Raw genomic sequence first — 18,991 nt, forward strand, 5'->3', positions numbered from 1 at the left:
TTTTATAATAATCATCTTTCTTATTACCTTTGCCCTTCCTGAAAGGAGGTATATAGAAGGATTATGATTATTATCAATGTAAAAGACGGCGAATCATTAGATAAAGCGCTGAAACGTTTCAAAAAGAAATTCGAAAAAACCGGTGTTTTGCGTGAACTACGCAGTCGTCAGGCTTTTGAAAAGAAATCAGTTACCCGCAGAAATGTGGTGAAACATGCCATCTACAAACAAGGCTTAAACCAGGAAACTGTTTAATTTAAACTTCCTGTTTTGATATAATAAAACTATTTGTACTTTGCCACCCTGGCATTGTTCAAATAGTTTTTATGTTTTTAGCGCAGTTCATACAGTATATTAAATATGAAAAGCGGTATTCCCCACATACCGTAACTGCCTATGAGTCTGACTTGGCTCAATTCCACACTTTTTTAAATCATCCTTATAGCGTACTTGCTCATCCATCGGAGGTAACACATCATCACATTCGTAATTGGATGGTATCGTTGATGGATGATAAGTTAACCAGCCGGTCTGTAAACCGTAAGGTGGCAACCTTGCGCAAATACTTTAAGTTCCTGTTACAGGAAGGTATCATCACCGTAAATCCAACCGCACGTATCCAGTCTCCCAAAATAGGTAAGCAATTGCCGGTAGTAGTAGAAGAAGAAAAGCTTTCCAGGCTGTTGGATAATGAATCCATATTTACAAATGATTTTAAAGGGATGCGTGATAAGCTGGTGGTTGAAATGTTGTTTGGAACCGGGATGCGCCTGGCCGAGCTACTGGGCCTGGTCGAAAGCGATATAAATACCTATGAGGGAACGGTTACCGTGCTGGGTAAACGCAACAAGCAACGTATAATTCCGCTGAATAAAGAGCTGAAGCAACTCATACAAGAATACCTTGCGTTAAAAAAAAGTGAAGTTTTTGCTAACAAATCTTTAAAATTAATCGTTACAAATACAGGAGCCAATGCTTACGCAAAAATGGTTTACCTGATTGTTCAGAAGTATTTAAACTATGTATCAACCCAAACTAAAAGAAGCCCGCATGTGCTTCGGCATACATTTGCTACCAGTTTACTAAATAAGGGCGCAGATTTAAATGCAATTAAAGATTTGTTAGGGCATGCCAGTTTAAGTGCAACACAGGTTTATACACACAATTCCGTTGAGCGACTTAAATCTATTTATAAACAAGCCCATCCAAAGGCGTAAAAAGGAGGAAACATGAAAATTACCGTTCAAGCTGTGCACTTTAGTGCTGACAAGAAATTATTAGACTTTATCCAGAAAAAAACGAATAAGCTCGAATTATTCAGTGATAAGATTGTTAGCGGTGAAGTGTTTTTAAAGTTAGAGAATACAGAAGATGCTGCGAATAAAATAACCGAAATCAGGCTTAACATTCCGGGTAACCAATTATTTGCCCGCCATCAATGTAAAAGCTTTGAGGAAGGAACAGATTTAGCTATTGAAAGCCTCCGTAAACAAATACAGAAACATAAAGAGAAGAAAGCCGCGCAAGAAGAAGCCAGCGTAAAACCAAGTACGTTGCTGGTTGATGAAGATGAATTCTAAAAACTAAAAATTAATAGTCGTCAAAATCAGCGGGTTACAAGCCCGCTGATTTTTTTTGTGAAAAATATTTGGAGTGGGTTTAAAACTGTGTATATTTGCATTCCCTTTCGGAAAGGACATTAACGAAAAGGAAACGGTTCTTTAAAATATAAAAATAAAAGCCTCCTTAGCTCAGCTGGTAGAGCAACTGACTTGTAATCAGTAGGTCATTGGTTCGATCCCGATAGGAGGCTCAAAATTTTAAAATTTCAGTTTTGGAATATCAATTAAGAATCTATCTTTGCGCTCCGCAAGGGGTTCATGATTGAAAACTCTAAAGCGAAATAAAAGAGCCTGGAGAGGTACCAGAGCGGTCAAATGGGGCGGACTGTAAATCCGCTGCTTCGGCTACGAAGGTTCGAATCCTTCCCTCTCCACAGGTTAAAATGCGTGAAGGAGTGATGGATTGATTGAATAGATTACAAAAACAATCACCGGTTGTTTTAAATCCAGCCAATCAATCTTTCACTCCTTCGCAAATTAAAGCCGCGGAAGTAGCTCAGTTGGTAGAGCGATAGCCTTCCAAGCTATAGGTCGCGAGTTCGAACCTCGTCTTCCGCTCCGGTAGTGCTCAGGAGTTAATTTTGTGTTAGTGAATTGCTAATATTAATTAACGAATGGGTTTTGTTTAGAAAGAGATATTAGCCGACGTAGCTCAGGGGTAGAGCACTTCCTTGGTAAGGAAGAGGCCAAGGGTTCAAATCCCTTCGTTGGCTCCACGTATTAAATTACGGCAGTTAAAGAATAAATTAACCTACAAATATTTTATAAATCATGGCAAAAGAAAAGTTTGACCGCAGTAAGCCGCACTTAAACATCGGTACTATCGGTCACGTTGACCACGGTAAAACAACCCTTACCGCAGCTATTACCAAAGTATTAGCTGATGCAGGTTTATCTGAGGCTCGTTCTTTCGATTCAATCGACTCTGCTCCTGAAGAAAAAGAACGTGGTATTACAATCAATACTGCACACGTTGAGTATTCAACTTCAAACCGCCACTATGCACACGTTGACTGTCCAGGTCACGCTGACTATGTGAAAAACATGGTTACTGGTGCTGCTCAGATGGATGGTGCAATCTTGGTTGTTGCTGCAACTGACGGTCCTATGCCTCAAACTCGTGAGCACATCCTGTTAGCTCGTCAGGTAGGTGTACCTGCTTTGACTGTTTTCATGAACAAAGTTGACATGGTTGATGATCCTGAGTTATTAGAATTAGTTGAAATGGAAATCCGTGAGTTATTATCATTCTACGATTTCCCTGGTGATGATATTCCAGTAATCCAAGGTTCAGCTTTAGGTGGTCTTAACGGCGAGCCTAAATGGGTTGAAAAAATCATGGAATTGATGAATGCAGTTGATGCTTACATCCCAATTCCTCCACGTCTGACTGATCTTCCATTCCTGATGCCAGTTGAGGACGTATTCTCAATCACTGGTCGTGGTACAGTTGCTACCGGTCGTATTGAGCGTGGTGTTATCAACTCTGGTGATCCTGTAGATATCCTGGGTATGGGTGCTGAGAACTTAAAATCAACCGTAACTGGTGTTGAGATGTTCCGCAAAATCCTTGACCGTGGTGAAGCTGGTGACAACGTAGGTTTATTGTTACGTGGTATTGAGAAAACTGATATCCGTCGTGGTATGGTTATCTGTAAACCAGGTTCAGTAACTCCTCACACCGATTTCAAAGCAGAAGTTTACGTATTATCAAAAGCTGAAGGTGGTCGTCACACTCCATTCTTCAACAAATACCGTCCGCAATTCTACTTCCGTACCACTGACGTAACTGGTGAGATTGCATTAGCTGAAGGCGTAGAAATGGTTATGCCTGGTGACAACGTTACTATCACTGTATCGTTAATCAACGCTATCGCAATGGAAAAAGGTTTACGTTTCGCTATCCGCGAAGGTGGCCGTACAGTAGGTGCTGGTCAGGTAACTGAAATCTTAAAATAATAGCCTCCTAACTCCATAGCGAGAACAATTAGGTAAGGTTAATTTAAAAACAAAGTACTTGGTGTAAAAGCTAAGTACTTTGTTTTAAAATCTTAAACATACACGGGAATAGTTCAACGGTAGAATAGAGGTCTCCAAAACCTTTGATCAGGGTTCGAATCCTTGTTCCCGTGCTTCTTTTTAGTCAAGCAAGCCAATGTCTTCAGTAGCTGAATATATCAAAGAGTCATACATCGAGTTAACCGAAAAGGTTACCTGGCCAACATGGCGCGAGCTGCAAAGCAGCGCAGTGCTCGTTTTAGTAGCAGCACTTATTATCGCTTTGATGATATTTGGTATGGACTGGATAATCGGTTATGTGCTTAAGTGGTTTTACAGTTCACTTGCTTAATCCTATTAATAGTTAAAGATGAGTGATCAGTTAAAATGGTACGTTATACGCGCCGTTAGCGGCAAAGAAAAAAAAGTGAAACAATATCTGGACGCCGAAATAAACCGTCTGGGTATTTCTCATTTAATACCTCAGGTAATAATTCCCACCGAAAAATACTATCAAATGCGCGATGGCAAGAAAATTGCCAAAGAGCGTAACTACTTCCCTGGATATGTAATGATGGAAGCTGCTTTAGACGGTGAGTTGGAGCACATCATCAAAAACATCAATAGCGTTATTGGTTTTCTGGGTGATAAAGCAGGTAATGCTATCCCATTACGTCAGGCAGAGGTTAACCGTATTTTAGGTAAGGTTGACGAAATGGCCGAGCAAGGTGAAACCATGAACGTGCCTTATTACGTTGGCGAAAACGTCAAAGTAATGGATGGTCCTTTCAATGGCTTCAGCGGTGTAATTGAAGAAGTGAACGAAGAGAAGAAGAAGCTAAAGGTAATGGTGAAGATCTTCGGACGACGCACGCCGTTGGAATTAAACTACATGCAGGTAGAAAAAGAATAATAAAAATAATTCTTGTATTCAGCCCGTAAAGTTCTTATCTTTGCGGGCTGAATTTTTTATATTCAGTGCTTTAAATGTTACATTGCTTCCAACTTACTAACATTTACACATTAAATTAATTTAAAGATGGCAAAAGAAGTCGGTGCGTTAGTAAAACTACAGGTTAAAGGCGGCGCTGCAAATCCATCACCTCCAATTGGTCCAGCTTTGGGTGCAAAAGGGGTGAACATCATGGAGTTTTGCAAGCAATTCAATGCACGTACCCAGGATAAACCTGGTAAAGTGTTGCCGGTAGTTATTACTGTGTATACAGACAAGTCATTTGATTTTATCATTAAAACCCCACCGGTTGCTATCCAGTTGTTGGAAGCTTCAGGTTTAAAAGGTGGTTCAGCAGAGCCTAACCGTAAAAAGGTTGCCAATGTTAATTGGGAACAGGTTGAGACCATTGCTAAAGATAAAATGCCTGACTTAAATGCATTCACAGTGGAATCAGCCATGAAAATGGTGGCTGGTACTGCCCGTAGCATGGGAATTACCGTTTCTGGTACCGCTCCCTGGAATCAATAATTAACACACAAATCAGTTTAAGACAGTGGCTAGATTAACAAAAAATCAAAAAGCAGTACTATCCAAAATTGAGGCTAACAAAGCTTACTCTTTACAGGATGCAGCAGGTTTAGTGAAAGAAATCACTACAACCAAATTCGATGCATCTGTTGATATCGATGTTCGCTTAGGTGTGGATCCGCGTAAAGCCAATCAAATGGTTCGTGGTATCGCAACTTTACCTCATGGAACCGGTAAAACTGTACGTGTTTTGGTGCTTTGTACTCCTGACAAGGAACAAGAAGCAAAAGACGCCGGTGCAGATTACGTAGGTTTGGATGATTATATTGCTAAAATAGAAGGCGGATGGACTGATGTTGACATTATCATCACTATGCCAAGCGTTATGGCAAAGGTTGGTCGTTTGGGCCGTATTTTAGGTCCGCGTAACCTGATGCCTAACCCTAAATCAGGAACTGTAACTCCAGAAGTTGGTAAAGCAGTTACTGAGGTTAAAGCAGGTAAGATCGATTTTAAAGTTGACAAAACCGGTATCATCCACGCCTCAATAGGTAAGGTATCTTTCGCTCCTGAAAAACTTTATGAGAATGCTTTAGAAGTATTGCAAACTATCTCTAAGTTAAAACCTTCAGCAGCTAAAGGAACCTATTTTAAGAGTATTCACCTTTCTTCAACCATGTCTCGTGGCATTGAGGTTGAAACCAAAACAGTAGCGGGGATCTAATCATGAATAAAGAAGAAAAATACGAACTGGTTGAAGCTCTTACCGAGCAAATCAAAGAGTATGGTAATTTCTATATTACTGATACTGCAGACTTAACCGTTGCTAAAGTAAACGATATCCGCCGTAAATGTTTCGATAGCGATATCATCATGCAGGTAGCTAAAAACAGCTTGATTAAAAAAGCTTTAGAAGCTGCTGAAGGTGATTTCAGCCCTATATTCGATGCATTGAAAGGTACCTCAACTATCTTATTCTCTAAATCAGCAAAAGCACCTGCTCAACTGATCAAAGAATTAAGAAAAAAAGGTGACAAGCCAGTACTTAAGGCTGCATACGTATATTCAGCTGCCTTTGTAGGCGATAACCAGCTGGATGCGTTAATGACGCTGAAATCGAAAGAGGAATTGGTTGGCGAAATCATCGGCTTACTGCAATCACCTGCTAAAAATGTACTTTCTGCCCTTCAATCAGGCGGAACTACTATCGCAGGCTTGGTAAAAACATTACAAGAAAGAGAAGGTTAATCGAACGCCTTTACAAAAGTTCGGAATAAAACAACAAAGTATTAAAAGCAAAAAATCAAAATAAAATGGCAGATTTAAAAGCGTTTGCTGAACAGTTAGTAAACTTGACAGTAAAAGAAGTTAACGAGTTAGCACAAATCTTAAAAGACGAGTACGGTATTGAGCCTGCTGCTGCAGCTGTTGCTGTTGCTGCTCCTGCTGCTGGTGGCGATGCTGCTCCAGCTGTTGAAGAAAAAACTGCTTTCGACGTAATCTTGAAAGAAGCTGGTGGTCAGAAATTAGCTGTTGTTAAATTAGTAAAAGATTTAACTGGCCTGGGCCTGAAAGAAGCTAAAGATTTAGTTGACGGTGCACCTAAAGAATTAAAAACTGGTGTTGCTAAAGACGAAGCTGAATCTTTGAAAAAAGCTTTAGAAGAAGCTGGAGCTGTTGTTGAAATTAAATAATTTCTCTCAATAGAGCCCAATCGCATAAGACTCCGACCTGTATTTGGTCGGGGTCTATTGCTGTTTATAACGTTTTCATTTTTGTTTGAAGTTCAGGAACAACTTTAAATAAACTACTAAGAGTTTAATTCATATTAAATATATAATCCCTTGGCAAACAAAAATAACCAAAGAGTTAACTTTGCTACCAGCAGGCACGTCATTGACTATCCTGACTTTCTGGAAGTTCAGTTGCAATCTTTCCAGGAATTTTTCCAGCTTGAAACCACTTCAGACAACCGTCACAAAGAAGGTCTGTTTAAAGTGTTTGCCGAAAACTTTCCTATTTCCGATTCCAGAAACATCTTCGTTTTAGAGTTTTTGGATTATTTTATTGATCCGCCACGCTATGACATACAAGAGTGTATTGAGCGCGGCTTAACTTACAGTGTGCCTTTAAAGGCCAAACTTCGTTTATCTTGTAACGACGAGGAACACGAAGATTTTGAAACCATTGTGCAGGACGTGTACCTGGGTACCATCCCATACATGACCCCGAAAGGTACTTTCGTGATCAATGGTGCTGAGCGTGTAATTGTATCGCAGTTACACCGTTCACCAGGTGTGTTCTTCGGCCAAAGCCGTCACACCAACGGTACTAAATTGTACTCTGCCCGTGTTATTCCTTTCAAAGGTTCATGGATTGAGTTTGCTACTGACGTTAACAACGTTATGTATGCCTACATTGACCGTAAAAAGAAATTCCCGGTTACTACCTTGCTACGTGCCATCGGTTATGATTCAGATAAAGACATTCTGGAATTGTTTGAGTTAGCTGATGAGGTGAAGGTAAGCAAATCAGGCCTGAAGAAATTTGTAGGCCGTAAGCTTGCTGCAAGGGTGCTTAAAAAATGGGTGGAAGACTTTGTGGACGAAGATACCGGTGAAGTGGTATCTATCGACCGTAATGAAATCATCCTTGAGCGTGAAACCGTGTTGGATGACGATAATATTGACATGATCATCGATGCCGGTGTAAAATCTATCATCCTGAACAAGGAAGATGCGGCAACCAGCGGTGATTATACCATTATATACAATACTTTACAAAAAGATACTTCCAACTCAGAGAAAGAAGCGGTAGAGCATATCTATCGTCAATTACGTAACGCTGAACCACCAGATGAGGAAACTGCTCGTGGTATCATCGATCGTTTGTTCTTCTCTGATAAAAGATATGACTTGGGTGATGTAGGTCGTTACCGGATCAACCGTAAATTGAAGCTGGATACGTCAGACGAAATCAAAGTATTAACCAAGCAAGATATTATTGCCATCGTTAAATACCTGATTAAACTGATCAACTCAAAAGCTGAGGTGGATGATATTGACCACTTGTCAAACCGTCGTGTACGTACCGTTGGTGAGCAGCTGTATGCACAATTCGGTGTTGGTTTAGCCCGTATGGCACGTACCATCCGTGAGCGTATGAACATTCGTGACAACGAGGTGTTCACGCCAACTGATCTGATCAATGCACGTACATTGTCTTCGGTAATCAACTCGTTCTTCGGTACCAACCAGTTATCTCAGTTTATGGACCAAACTAACCCATTGGCCGAGATTACACACAAACGCCGCTTGTCGGCGCTTGGTCCCGGTGGTCTGTCACGTGAGCGTGCCGGTTTTGAGGTTCGTGACGTACACTATACCCACTATGGCCGTTTGTGTACCATTGAAACACCAGAGGGTCCAAACATCGGTTTGATTTCTTCATTGTGTGTACATGCTAAAATCAACAATCTGGGCTTTATCGAAACGCCATACAAACGTGTGGATAATGGTAAGGTTGCGGTTGACGAGCCGGTTATTTACCTTTCTGCGGAAGATGAAGACGGTAAAACCATTGGTCAGGCTAACGCACAGTACGATGATCAGGGTAACTTTGCTACGCCGCGTGTGAAAGCACGTTTCGAGGGCGACTTCCCGGTTATCGAACCAGAGCGTTTGGATTATATGGACGTTGCACCTAACCAGATCACCTCAATTGCGGCTTCATTGATTCCGTTCTTAGAACATGATGATGCTAACCGTGCGTTGATGGGTTCGAACATGCAACGCCAGGCCGTGCCACTGCTGCGCCCTGAAGCGCCGATTGTAGGTACTGGTCTGGAAGGCCGTGTAGCAAAAGACTCTCGTACACTAATCAACGCTGAAGGCGATGGTATAGTAGAGTATGTTGATGCTACAGAAATCCGTATCAGATATGATCGTACAGAAGATGACCGTTTAGTTTCTTTTGATGATGATGTTAGAAGATACCGTTTAACCAAGTTCAAGAAAACCAACCAAAGCACTACCATGAACCTGAAACCTATCGTGACCAAAGGTCAGCGGGTAGAAAAAGGTCAGGTGCTTTGTGAGGGCTACGCTACACAAAATGGTGAGCTGGCTTTAGGCCGCAACATGAAAGTGGCGTTCATGCCTTGGCAAGGTTATAACTTTGAGGATGCGATTGTAATTTCAGAGCGTGTGGTATCTCAGGATATCTTTACTTCTTTACACGTTGAAGAGTTCGAATTAGAAGTTCGTGACACCAAACGCGGTGAAGAGGAACTGACACCGGACATTCCAAACGTATCGGAAGAAGCCACCAAAGACCTGGACGAAAACGGTATCATCCGTATTGGTGCTGAGGTTAAAGAAGGCGATATCCTGATTGGTAAAATCACTCCTAAAGGTGAATCTGATCCTTCTCCGGAAGAGAAACTTTTACGTGCAATCTTCGGTGATAAAGCCGGTGACGTAAAAGATGCCTCTTTAAAAACTCCGCCGTCTATCAGCGGTGTGGTTATTGACACCAAATTGTTCTCTCGTGCTAAAAAAACTTCAAAAGCTGAAGAAAAAGCACAGTTAGAGAAACTGGATGTTAAACACGAAAAGGCGATTAAAGACCTTAAAAATACGTTGATTGAAAAGTTGTTCGAGATTGTAAATGGTAAAACCTCACAAGGTATTTTCAACGTTTACAAAGAGCTGCTAGTACCAAAAGGTGTTAAATTCACCCAGAAAATACTGGCCGAGATCAACTACGAAAATATCAATCCAACCAAGTGGACAACAGATGATGATAAAAATGATCAGATCAAATTGTTGTTGCACAACTACGGTATCAAAGTTAACGAAGAGCTTGGTGCTTACCGTCGCGACAAATTTGCGATCAGCGTAGGTGACGAGTTACCTTCAGGTATTGTGCAAATGGCTAAAGTTTACATCGCTAAAAAGCGTAAGCTTAAAGTGGGTGATAAAATGGCCGGCCGTCACGGTAATAAAGGTATCGTAGCCCGTATCGTTCGTGATGAGGATATGCCGTTCCTGGAAGACGGAACACCGGTTGATATAGTGCTGAACCCGCTGGGTGTACCTTCGCGTATGAACTTGGGTCAGATTTATGAAACCGTGTTAGGTTGGGCAGGTAAAGAGCTGGGTATGAAATTTGCTACGCCAATTTTTGACGGTGCCACTTATGCAGAAGTTGAAGAATGGATTGCTAAGGCAGGCTTACCAGCTACCGGCCGTACTTACTTATATAACGGCTTAACCGGCGAGCGCTTTGACCAGCCAACCACTGTAGGTATTATTTATATGCTGAAACTGGGTCACATGGTTGATGATAAAATGCACGCCCGTTCAATCGGTCCGTACTCATTGATTACACAACAGCCATTGGGTGGTAAAGCCCAATTTGGTGGTCAGCGTTTTGGTGAGATGGAGGTATGGGCACTGGAAGCATTCGGTGCAGCCAACATCTTGCAAGAGATCCTGACTGTGAAATCGGATGACGTAATTGGTCGTGCGAAAACATACGAATCTATCGTTAAAGGTGAAAACCTGCCAACACCATCTGTACCTGAATCATTCAACGTATTGGTTCACGAGTTAAGAGGCCTGGGTCTGGATATCACGTTAGAATAAAAAATTGATTAGTGAGGGATTGGATGCAAAAGCATCCAATCCTTTGTTAACTTCTATGTGCAAGGTAAGTGATTGGTAAAAGCCCATCACTTGTTCACTAAATCATTACAAAAAGATATATGTCTTACAAAAAAGATAACAAAATCAAAAGTAACTTCACCACCATTACGGTAAGTTTAGCCTCTCCTGAGTCTATTCTTGAGCGTTCAAGTGGCGAGGTTTTAAAACCAGAAACCATCAACTACCGGACTTACAAACCCGAACGTGATGGTTTATTCTGTGAGCGAATTTTCGGTCCGGTAAAAGATTACGAGTGTCATTGCGGTAAATACAAACGTATCCGTTATAAAGGCATCGTTTGTGATCGTTGCGGTGTGGAAGTAACTGAAAAGAAAGTTCGTCGTGAGCGTATGGGACACATCAACCTGGTGGTTCCTGTTGCACACATCTGGTATTTCCGCTCGTTGCCAAACAAAATCGGTTACCTGCTGGGCTTACCAACCAAAAAGCTTGACTTAATCATTTACTACGAGCGTTATGTAGTAATTCAGCCAGGTATCAAAGAAGGTGATGGAATTTCTAAAATGGATTTCCTGACCGAAGAAGAGTACCTGGATGTATTAGATACTTTACCTAAAGAAAACCAGTACCTTGACGACAAAGATCCTCAGAAATTTGTTGCTAAAATGGGTGCTGAAGCTTTAGAGGAATTGTTGAAGCGCATTGACCTGGATCAGTTATCATACGATCTGCGTCACCAGGCTGCTAATGAAACTTCTCAGCAACGTAAAAACGAAGCGTTAAAACGCTTACAGGTTGTAGAAGCTTTCCGTGATGCTAAATCACGTATTGACAACAACCCTGAGTGGATGATCGTGAAAATTGTTCCGGTTATACCGCCAGAGCTGCGTCCGTTAGTGCCATTGGAAGGTGGCCGTTTTGCTACTTCCGATTTGAACGACCTTTACCGTCGTGTTATCATCCGTAACAACCGTTTAAAACGTTTGATCGAGATTAAAGCACCAGAGGTGATTTTACGTAACGAAAAACGTATGCTGCAGGAAGCTGTGGATTCGTTATTTGATAACTCACGTAAAGTTAACGCGGTAAAAACTGAAGGTAACCGTGCCCTGAAATCACTTTCTGATATCCTGAAAGGTAAACAAGGTCGTTTCCGTCAAAACTTATTAGGTAAACGTGTGGATTACTCTGCCCGTTCGGTAATTGTGGTAGGCCCTAACCTGAAATTACACGAGTGTGGTTTACCAAAAGATATGGCTGCCGAGCTGTTTAAACCATTTATCATTCGCAAAATGATTGAGCGTGGTGTGGTTAAAACGGTAAAATCAGCTAAAAAGATTGTTGACCGTAAAGACCCGTTAGTTTGGGATATTCTGGAAAACGTACTGAAAGGTCACCCTGTGTTACTGAACCGTGCACCTACGCTGCACCGTTTGGGTATCCAGGCTTTCCAGCCAAAGCTGGTTGAAGGTAAAGCGATTCAGCTGCACCCGTTAACCTGTACCGCGTTCAACGCCGACTTTGACGGTGACCAGATGGCTGTGCACGTACCGCTTGGTAACGCTGCAATTCTGGAAGCCCAAATTTTGATGTTAGCTTCGCACAACATTTTGAACCCTGCTAACGGTACGCCTATCACTGTACCATCTCAGGACATGGTGTTGGGTCTGTACTATATAACCAAAGGCCGTAAAACCGACGAAACACGTGTGGTTAAAGGTGAAGGTTTAAGCTTCTATTCTGCTGAAGAGGTGATTATTGCATACAACGAGAAAAAAGTTGATTTGCACGCCTTTATCAAAGTAAAAGCAAACGTGAAAGAACGCGATGGCAGCATCGTTAATAAATTGATCGAAACTACGGTAGGTCGCGTACTGTTTAACCAGCACGTTCCTGAAGAAGTTGGTTATATCAATGAGTTGCTGACCAAAAAATCATTGCGTGACATCATCGGTGAAGTTGTGAAAAACACCGGTATGGCCCGCGCTGCTCAGTTCCTGGACGATATTAAGGAGTTAGGTTTCCAAATGGCGTTCCGTGGCGGTCTGTCGTTCAACCTGCAGGACGTAAACATTCCTGCACAAAAAGTTGATTTGATCGAGCAGGCTTCACGCGAAGTGGAAGAGGTAATGAATAACTATAACATGGGTTTCATTACCAACAACGAGCGTTACAACCAGATTATCGATATCTGGACCCGTATCAACAACCGTTTGACTGCAAACGTAATGGAAATCCTGTCAACCGACAATCAGGGCTTCAACTCAGTATATATGATGCTGGATTCAGGTGCCCGTGGTTCGAAAGAGCAGATCCGTCAGTTAGCAGGTATGCGGGGTCTGATGGCGAAACCGCAAAAATCAGGTTCAGGTGGTGAGATTATCGAAAATCCGATTCTGTCGAACTTTAAAGAAGGTTTGTCAGTATTGGAGTACTTTATCTCTACCCACGGTGCCCGTAAAGGTTTGGCGGATACGGCGTTGAAAACAGCGGATGCTGGTTACTTAACCCGTCGTTTGCATGACGTAGCCCAGGATATGATTGTGGGTGAAACAGATTGCGGTACTTTAAGAGGTATCTTTACCACGGCGTTGAAAGATAACGAGGATATCGTTGAACCATTATATGATCGTATTTTAGGCCGTACTTCATTACATGATGTATTTGACCCTATCACCAATGAACTGTTGGTAGCTGCCGGTCATGACATTGAAGAAGAGATTGCTAAGAAGATAGAAAATTCACCGCTGGAAGGTATCGAAATTCGTTCGGTATTAACCTGCGAAAGCAAACGCGGTGTATGTGCTTTGTGCTACGGTCGTAATCTTGCCAGTGGAAAACGTGTACAAAAAGGCGAGGCTGTTGGTGTAATTGCTGCACAATCAATCGGTGAGCCGGGTACACAGTTAACCCTGCGTACCTTCCACGTGGGTGGTACTGCATCTAACATTGCGGCAGAGTCACAAATCAATGCCCGTTATGAGGGTATTATCGAGTTCGAGAACGTACGTACCGTACCTTTTGAAACCGATGAAGACGGCACTGTTGAAGTGGTATTAGGCCGTTCAGGCGAGTTCCGCATCATTGAGCCGGGTAGCAACAAGGTGATCATGACCAATAACATTCCTTATGGTTCTTACCTGTACATCAAAGATGGCAGCACAATTACCAAAGGCGAGCGCATCTGTTCATGGGATCCGTACAACGCGGTAATTATCTCTGAGTTTGCAGGTGTTGCGCAGTTTGACGCTGTATTGGAAGGTATTACTTTCCGTGAGGAGTCTGACGAGCAAACCGGTCACCGTGAGAAAGTAATTATCGATACCCGCGATAAAACCAAGAACCCGGTAATTCAAATTGCCGATCGTGAAGGTGTTATCAAAGGATACAACATTCCGGTAGGTGCTCACATTGCTATTGAAGAAGGCGATAAGATTCAAACCGGTCAGGTAATTGCTAAAATTCCACGTTCAACTGGTAAAACCCGGGATATCACCGGTGGTCTGCCTCGTGTAACTGAGTTGTTCGAGGCTCGTAACCCATCTAACCCGGCTGTAGTAACCGAGATTGATGGTGTGGTAACCTTAGGTGGTGTAAAACGTGGTAACCGCGAAATCACTATCGAGTCGAGAGATGGTCAGGTTAAAAAATACCTGGTGCCACTTTCTAAGCACATCCTGGTACAGGATAATGACTTTGTGAAAGCCGGTATGCCATTGTCTGACGGTTCGATTTCACCTGCTGATATCCTGGCCATTAAAGGTCCGGCTGCTGTACAAGAGTACCTGGTGAACGGTATCCAAGAGGTTTACCGTCTGCAAGGTGTGAAGATCAACGATAAACACTTTGAGGTGATTGTACACCAGATGATGCAGAAAGTATCAATCGAGGATCCGGGAGATACCCGCTTCCTAGAAAGAGAAGCTGTTGACAGCTGGGATTTCATGATGGAGAACGACGAGATTTACGACAAGAAAGTTGTTGTTGATCCGGGAGATTCCAATAACCTGAAATCTGGTCAGATCGTATCATTACGTAAACTGCGCGATGAGAACTCTGTGCTGAAACGTAAGGATATGAAGCTGGTTGAGGTGAGAGATGCCATTCCGGCAACTTCAAGCCCGATACTGCAAGGTATTACCCGTGCATCATTAGGTACCAAGTCGTTCATTTCGGCTGCATCGTTCCAGGAAACTACCAAAGTACTGAACGAAGCTGCAATTGCCGGTAAACGCGACTATATGCTGGGTCTGAAAGAAAACGTAATTGTAGGTCACTTGATTCCGTCAGGTACCGGTTTACGTGAGTACGACAATATCCGCGTAGGTTCTAAAGAAGAGTTTGACCGCCTGATGGCTTCTAAAACTGAAGACGTAGGCGCATAAGCTTAATTGAAATCAATACAAAGGCCATCCTGAAAAGGGGGGCCTTTTTTTGTTTTTATATTAAAAGTATGTTTATAACAGATGAAGTTTTTTCTGGATTGTTAAATTAAACATAGCTTCCATTACAAATATGATGAAGTTTACTATTTTAGTGCCATGGAAGAAAAGAATGAAGGGCAATTAAACATTGAGCTAACTGAAGATATAGCAGAGGGTATATATTCTAACTTAGCTGTAATTACTCATTCAAATTCAGAATTTGTGTTAGATTTTATTAGAGTAATGCCCGGTATTCCCAAAGCAAAAGTAAAATCTCGTATTATTATTACACCTGAACATGCTAAACGTTTACTTGCTGCATTGGCTGACAACGTAGAAAAGTTTGAGCAAGATAACGGCCGGATAAATGTTCAGCCTGAGAATCCCGAATTTCCGATGAACTTCGGTGGAACCATGGGAATGGCCTAGAATGAATTTGTAATTTTTCAGCAAAGCCATGTTGTTATTAAAAATAATGTATATTTTGTACTATAATATTGATAATAATATTAGATTTGAGCGGGCTTTGTTTTTTTAAGATGTATAATAAAGCAGATATCCTTTGGAGAAGAACGGATACTTTTAAGTATTAAGCCAGTAATAAGCTGTACGATATCTATATCCGAACAAACACTATACTTAATGAAAAGCTATCACAATTTTTTAAACCTGGTTTTAATAGGATTCATATGCTTTGCCTGTTCATGCGTCAGTGAAAAAAAGATGACTTATTTTCAAAAGGGGCAAAACCAGTCTGACACCGTTTCTGTTGCCCAAGCTTATATCTCAAAAATACAAGCCGGCGATATTGTTTCTGTATATGTAAACTCTCTTAGCACGGCTGCAAGTACATTCTTCAACCCTTACAGTCCAGGAGCTTCTCCTACAGATGCCGGGGCTTCTAACGGAACTACAGCCACTCCTGCACTTACAGAAGTTACATCCCCTGGCTTTTTAGTGGATCAGTCAGGAAGTATCGAGATACCCTTGGTTGGGCAACTTAAAATTGCCGGGTTAACAACTTTAGAGGCGAGAGATCTGATTAGGAAAAGTCTTACAAAATATTTAAAAGAGCCAACAGTTAATGTTAGGGTTTTAAATTATAAAATATCCATTATTGGAGAAGTAGCCAAGCCTTCTGTATACGTTATTCCAAATGAAAGTGTATCACTACCAGAAGTTCTAAGTATGGCGGGTGACGTTACTTTATATGCAAATAGAGAAGATGTTGTCATCGTTAGAGATTTAAACGGTAAAAAAGTATTTGGGCATGTGGATTTAACAAGCCGTGATGTGTACATGTCACCATTTTACTATTTACATTCTAATGATTTGGTTTACGTTAAGCCAGTAAAGAGTAAAGCCACTCAAACAAGCCTTACATATAGAGTATTGCCATTAGCGGTAAGTGTTTTGTCTGTTTTAATTGTATTATTTTCAAGATTAAATTAATCATATATAGCCTTTGATGAGCAATTTCAACGAAGTGTCAGAATATCAAGTAGAAGATAATGCTAATCACGAGAATAGCTTATCTGATGCTGCTGCAAAGTATTTAAGGCATTGGAAGTGGTTTCTGCTTTCATTAACTGTGTTCCTAACTATTGGATACTTTTATGTAAAATCCCAGGTTCCGGTATACCGGGTGCAAGCTGATATATTGATAAAAGATAATTCACAGTCACCCGATAAAGACATTTTGTCACAGCTTAATATCAATCCGAGTAATTTGGTCATTGATAACGAGATTCAAATTTTGAAATCGCATGTTTTAGCGGAAAGGGCTGTTAAAACATTAGGCTTACAAACCACATATTATGACAAAGGCAAGTTCAGAAAGCGCTTTTTATACAAAAATTCTCCATTATTAGTTGAGCTTTTACAGGAGTCAGGTGCTGCATACGGAACTGAATGGTCAATCCAAATGCTCAATAGTAATGAAGCATTATTTAATGGCAAGCGTATAGCTATTGGTAAAGAGGTAAGTACAGACGCCGGTATAGTTTTGATTAAACCAATTACTGGGAAATTAAATACGTCGCCTTTCTTTGTAATCTTTAATCAAGTTAAAGCAACAGCGCTACAATACGGAGCTGCTGTTAGCATTGCTCCGGTTAGTAAGCAAGGTTCAGTATTAACCTTAACAACAGAAGATGCAATTCCCGAGCGTGGGAAAGACTTCTTAAATCAGTTGATTTATGAATACAACAAAGCTGGTATAGAAGATAAAAATAAAAATACTTCCAATACTTTATACTTTATAGAGGGCCGTTTAAAGGATTTAGTGGGAGAATTAGATCAATCTGAAAAAAAAGTACAGATATTTAAGGCTCAAAATAATATTACAGATATATCCGCACAATCTCAGGCTTTCTTATCAAGCGTACAGACTAACGATGCGCAATTGAGCAAAATCCAACTACAGTTGGGTGTGCTCAAAAATATTGAAACTTATATACAAACATCAGATAAGAAACAAGTTAGACTACCGTCTTTGTTGGGCATGGAAGATCCAACTATTATGGCGTTAGTACAACAGCTTGGCGATGTGATATTGAAACGAGAAAGCTTACTGCAGACTATTCCTGAAACTAACCCTGTAGTAGCGTCAATGAATGATCAGATAGATGCACTTAAGCGCAATTTGATACAAACGATTGTCAATGTTCGTAGTGGCTTGTTAGTTAGCAAACGTCAGCTCGAAACGCAAAGTAAGGTCTATGAATCTGGCATTAAACAGGTACCTGTTAAGGAGCGTGGCCTGCTTGATGTTATGCGTCAGCAAGACATAAAAAATAACCTGTTCAATTTTTTACTGCAAAAAAGAGAAGAAACCGCTATGGCACTGGCATCTACTGTGTCTGACAGTCGTGTTATCAACGAGGCCATTAGTTCTCCCGTGCCCATTAGACCAGTAAAGTCAACATTATATTTAACGTTTTTCTTGTTAGGGTTGGCCGTTCCATTTGGAATAATCTTCCTTAAAGAGATGTTGAATAATAAAGTAAGAAAAAAAGCTGAAATTGAAGCATTAACACGGGTTCCGGTATTAGGGCAAATATCACATTCGGAAGAGGATGATGCGATGATTACAGTTGCCAAGCCGCGCTCAATGGTTGCAGAACAAATCAGGGCCTTACGTACTAATTTGCAGTTCATTATTCCGGATGAAAAAGGGAAAATAATATTATTTACATCAAGTGTAAGCGGCGAAGGCAAATCCTTTATTGCGTTGAATTTAAGTGCAAGCTTAGCTAGCACAGGTAAAAAGGTGATTGTATTGGAGCTGGATTTACGCCGTCCAAAACTACTTTCAACTCTTGGCCTTGAAAAAAAGGTCGGATTGTCAGACTACTTGATTGATAGGGTAACTGTTGAAAATATTATCAGGCCCGTACCCCTGCAAGAAAACCTTTATATAATCGAAAGTGGTACTATTCCACCTAACCCAGCTGAACTTCTGGTTAATGGAAATCTAACCACCTTAATTAACCAGCTTAAACAAGAATACGATTATATTTTACTTGATGCTCCTCCTGTAGGTTTAGTGACGGACGCGCAAATTCTGAGTAGGTATGCGGATGCTACATTCTTCTTAATAAGGTTCAATTACACTACTAAAAATAACGTTAGGTTGTTGAATGACATAAACAAAAGGCGAACATTCAAGAACTTGAATATTATATTCAATTCTGTAGATTATACAGGCTTAGGCTACGGGTACAAATATGATTATGGTTATTATGAGGAAGGCAAGCCCTCAAAACGAACGATATTTGGCCGAAATAAATAAAA

15 protein-coding genes and 5 tRNA genes are annotated in these 18,991 nt (G+C 41.1%); all 20 read left to right on the forward strand.

Going from position 1 to position 18,991, the window contains the following annotated elements:
* The first annotated feature begins 63 nt into the window (after nucleotides 1-63).
* The 20 genes from rpsU (at nucleotide 64) to KHS38_RS18765 (ending at nucleotide 18,989) form a co-directional block, all read left to right on the forward strand.
* Nucleotides 64-255: a 30S ribosomal protein S21 gene (gene rpsU, locus KHS38_RS18670; RefSeq protein ID WP_213490076.1), complete on the forward strand. Its 192-nt coding sequence runs from the start codon at nucleotides 64-66 to the stop codon at nucleotides 253-255.
* 71 nt (nucleotides 256-326) lie between these two features.
* Nucleotides 327-1,217: a tyrosine-type recombinase/integrase gene (locus tag KHS38_RS18675; RefSeq protein WP_213490077.1), complete on the forward strand. Its 891-nt coding sequence runs from the start codon at nucleotides 327-329 to the stop codon at nucleotides 1,215-1,217.
* A 12-nt stretch (nucleotides 1,218-1,229) separates the two neighbouring features.
* Nucleotides 1,230-1,580 (forward strand): ribosome hibernation-promoting factor, HPF/YfiA family, encoded by a 351-nt coding sequence (hpf, locus tag KHS38_RS18680; protein WP_213490078.1) that lies wholly within the window; start codon nucleotides 1,230-1,232, stop codon nucleotides 1,578-1,580.
* Nucleotides 1,581-1,740: 160 nt separating this feature from the next.
* Nucleotides 1,741-1,813, forward strand: a tRNA-Thr gene (locus tag KHS38_RS18685).
* 102 nt (nucleotides 1,814-1,915) lie between these two features.
* Nucleotides 1,916-1,996 (forward strand) — tRNA-Tyr (locus tag KHS38_RS18690).
* Between the two features lie 111 nt (nucleotides 1,997-2,107).
* Nucleotides 2,108-2,180, forward strand: a tRNA-Gly gene (locus tag KHS38_RS18695).
* An 83-nt stretch (nucleotides 2,181-2,263) separates the two neighbouring features.
* Nucleotides 2,264-2,338, forward strand: a tRNA-Thr gene (locus KHS38_RS18700).
* A gap of 55 nt (nucleotides 2,339-2,393) precedes the next feature.
* Complete coding sequence (tuf, locus tag KHS38_RS18705) at nucleotides 2,394-3,581, forward strand: elongation factor Tu (protein WP_213490079.1); 1,188 nt, start codon at nucleotides 2,394-2,396, stop codon at nucleotides 3,579-3,581.
* A 102-nt stretch (nucleotides 3,582-3,683) separates the two neighbouring features.
* A tRNA-Trp gene (locus KHS38_RS18710) sits at nucleotides 3,684-3,754 on the forward strand.
* Nucleotides 3,755-3,777: 23 nt separating this feature from the next.
* On the forward strand, nucleotides 3,778-3,972 hold the full coding sequence (gene secE / locus KHS38_RS18715) for a preprotein translocase subunit SecE (RefSeq protein WP_213490080.1): 195 nt from the start codon (nucleotides 3,778-3,780) through the stop codon (nucleotides 3,970-3,972).
* An 18-nt stretch (nucleotides 3,973-3,990) separates the two neighbouring features.
* Nucleotides 3,991-4,533: a transcription termination/antitermination protein NusG gene (gene nusG / locus KHS38_RS18720; protein WP_213490081.1), complete on the forward strand. Its 543-nt coding sequence runs from the start codon at nucleotides 3,991-3,993 to the stop codon at nucleotides 4,531-4,533.
* Between the two features lie 126 nt (nucleotides 4,534-4,659).
* Nucleotides 4,660-5,103 (forward strand): 50S ribosomal protein L11, encoded by a 444-nt coding sequence (gene rplK / locus KHS38_RS18725; RefSeq protein WP_158824924.1) that lies wholly within the window; start codon nucleotides 4,660-4,662, stop codon nucleotides 5,101-5,103.
* 25 nt (nucleotides 5,104-5,128) lie between these two features.
* Complete coding sequence (rplA, locus tag KHS38_RS18730; protein WP_158824923.1) at nucleotides 5,129-5,827, forward strand: 50S ribosomal protein L1; 699 nt, start codon at nucleotides 5,129-5,131, stop codon at nucleotides 5,825-5,827.
* Nucleotides 5,828-5,829: 2 nt separating this feature from the next.
* A complete protein-coding gene (gene rplJ / locus KHS38_RS18735; RefSeq protein WP_213490082.1) occupies nucleotides 5,830-6,351 on the forward strand; it encodes a 50S ribosomal protein L10 in 522 nt (173 codons plus the stop codon).
* Nucleotides 6,352-6,416: 65 nt separating this feature from the next.
* Nucleotides 6,417-6,797 carry a 50S ribosomal protein L7/L12 gene (gene rplL, locus KHS38_RS18740; protein ID WP_213490083.1) on the forward strand — a complete coding sequence of 127 codons (381 nt, stop codon included), beginning with the start codon at nucleotides 6,417-6,419 and terminating at the stop codon, nucleotides 6,795-6,797.
* A 150-nt stretch (nucleotides 6,798-6,947) separates the two neighbouring features.
* Nucleotides 6,948-10,751, forward strand: a complete 3,804-nt coding sequence (gene rpoB, locus KHS38_RS18745) for a DNA-directed RNA polymerase subunit beta (protein WP_213490084.1) — start codon at nucleotides 6,948-6,950, stop codon at nucleotides 10,749-10,751.
* A gap of 119 nt (nucleotides 10,752-10,870) precedes the next feature.
* Nucleotides 10,871-15,157, forward strand: coding sequence for a DNA-directed RNA polymerase subunit beta' (gene rpoC, locus KHS38_RS18750; protein ID WP_213490085.1), 4,287 nt, complete (start codon nucleotides 10,871-10,873; stop codon nucleotides 15,155-15,157).
* A 156-nt stretch (nucleotides 15,158-15,313) separates the two neighbouring features.
* Complete coding sequence (locus tag KHS38_RS18755; protein ID WP_213490086.1) at nucleotides 15,314-15,625, forward strand: DUF3467 domain-containing protein; 312 nt, start codon at nucleotides 15,314-15,316, stop codon at nucleotides 15,623-15,625.
* 213 nt (nucleotides 15,626-15,838) lie between these two features.
* Nucleotides 15,839-16,648, forward strand: coding sequence for a polysaccharide biosynthesis/export family protein (locus KHS38_RS18760; protein WP_213490087.1), 810 nt, complete (start codon nucleotides 15,839-15,841; stop codon nucleotides 16,646-16,648).
* A gap of 16 nt (nucleotides 16,649-16,664) precedes the next feature.
* Nucleotides 16,665-18,989, forward strand: a complete 2,325-nt coding sequence (locus KHS38_RS18765; protein WP_213490088.1) for a GumC family protein — start codon at nucleotides 16,665-16,667, stop codon at nucleotides 18,987-18,989.
* Nucleotides 18,990-18,991 lie beyond the last annotated feature (2 nt).

The sequence above is a fragment of the Mucilaginibacter sp. Bleaf8 genome (assembly GCF_018390515.1).
Taxonomy (GTDB): Bacteria; Bacteroidota; Bacteroidia; order Sphingobacteriales; family Sphingobacteriaceae; genus Mucilaginibacter.

Bases quoted from the DNA above. Each gene is read 5' to 3' on its own strand.
- rpsU (WP_213490076.1), top strand. From the start codon at position 64: ATGATTATTATCAATGTAAAAGACGGCGAATCATTAGATAAAGCGCTG.
- KHS38_RS18675 (WP_213490077.1), top strand. From the start codon at position 327: ATGTTTTTAGCGCAGTTCATACAGTATATTAAATATGAAAAGCGGTAT.
- hpf (WP_213490078.1), top strand. From the start codon at position 1,230: ATGAAAATTACCGTTCAAGCTGTGCACTTTAGTGCTGACAAGAAATTA.
- tuf (WP_213490079.1), top strand. From the start codon at position 2,394: ATGGCAAAAGAAAAGTTTGACCGCAGTAAGCCGCACTTAAACATCGGT.
- secE (WP_213490080.1), top strand. From the start codon at position 3,778: ATGTCTTCAGTAGCTGAATATATCAAAGAGTCATACATCGAGTTAACC.
- nusG (WP_213490081.1), top strand. From the start codon at position 3,991: ATGAGTGATCAGTTAAAATGGTACGTTATACGCGCCGTTAGCGGCAAA.
- rplK (WP_158824924.1), top strand. From the start codon at position 4,660: ATGGCAAAAGAAGTCGGTGCGTTAGTAAAACTACAGGTTAAAGGCGGC.
- rplJ (WP_213490082.1), top strand. From the start codon at position 5,830: ATGAATAAAGAAGAAAAATACGAACTGGTTGAAGCTCTTACCGAGCAA.
- rplL (WP_213490083.1), top strand. From the start codon at position 6,417: ATGGCAGATTTAAAAGCGTTTGCTGAACAGTTAGTAAACTTGACAGTA.
- rpoC (WP_213490085.1), top strand. From the start codon at position 10,871: ATGTCTTACAAAAAAGATAACAAAATCAAAAGTAACTTCACCACCATT.
- KHS38_RS18755 (WP_213490086.1), top strand. From the start codon at position 15,314: ATGGAAGAAAAGAATGAAGGGCAATTAAACATTGAGCTAACTGAAGAT.
- KHS38_RS18760 (WP_213490087.1), top strand. From the start codon at position 15,839: ATGAAAAGCTATCACAATTTTTTAAACCTGGTTTTAATAGGATTCATA.
- KHS38_RS18765 (WP_213490088.1), top strand. From the start codon at position 16,665: ATGAGCAATTTCAACGAAGTGTCAGAATATCAAGTAGAAGATAATGCT.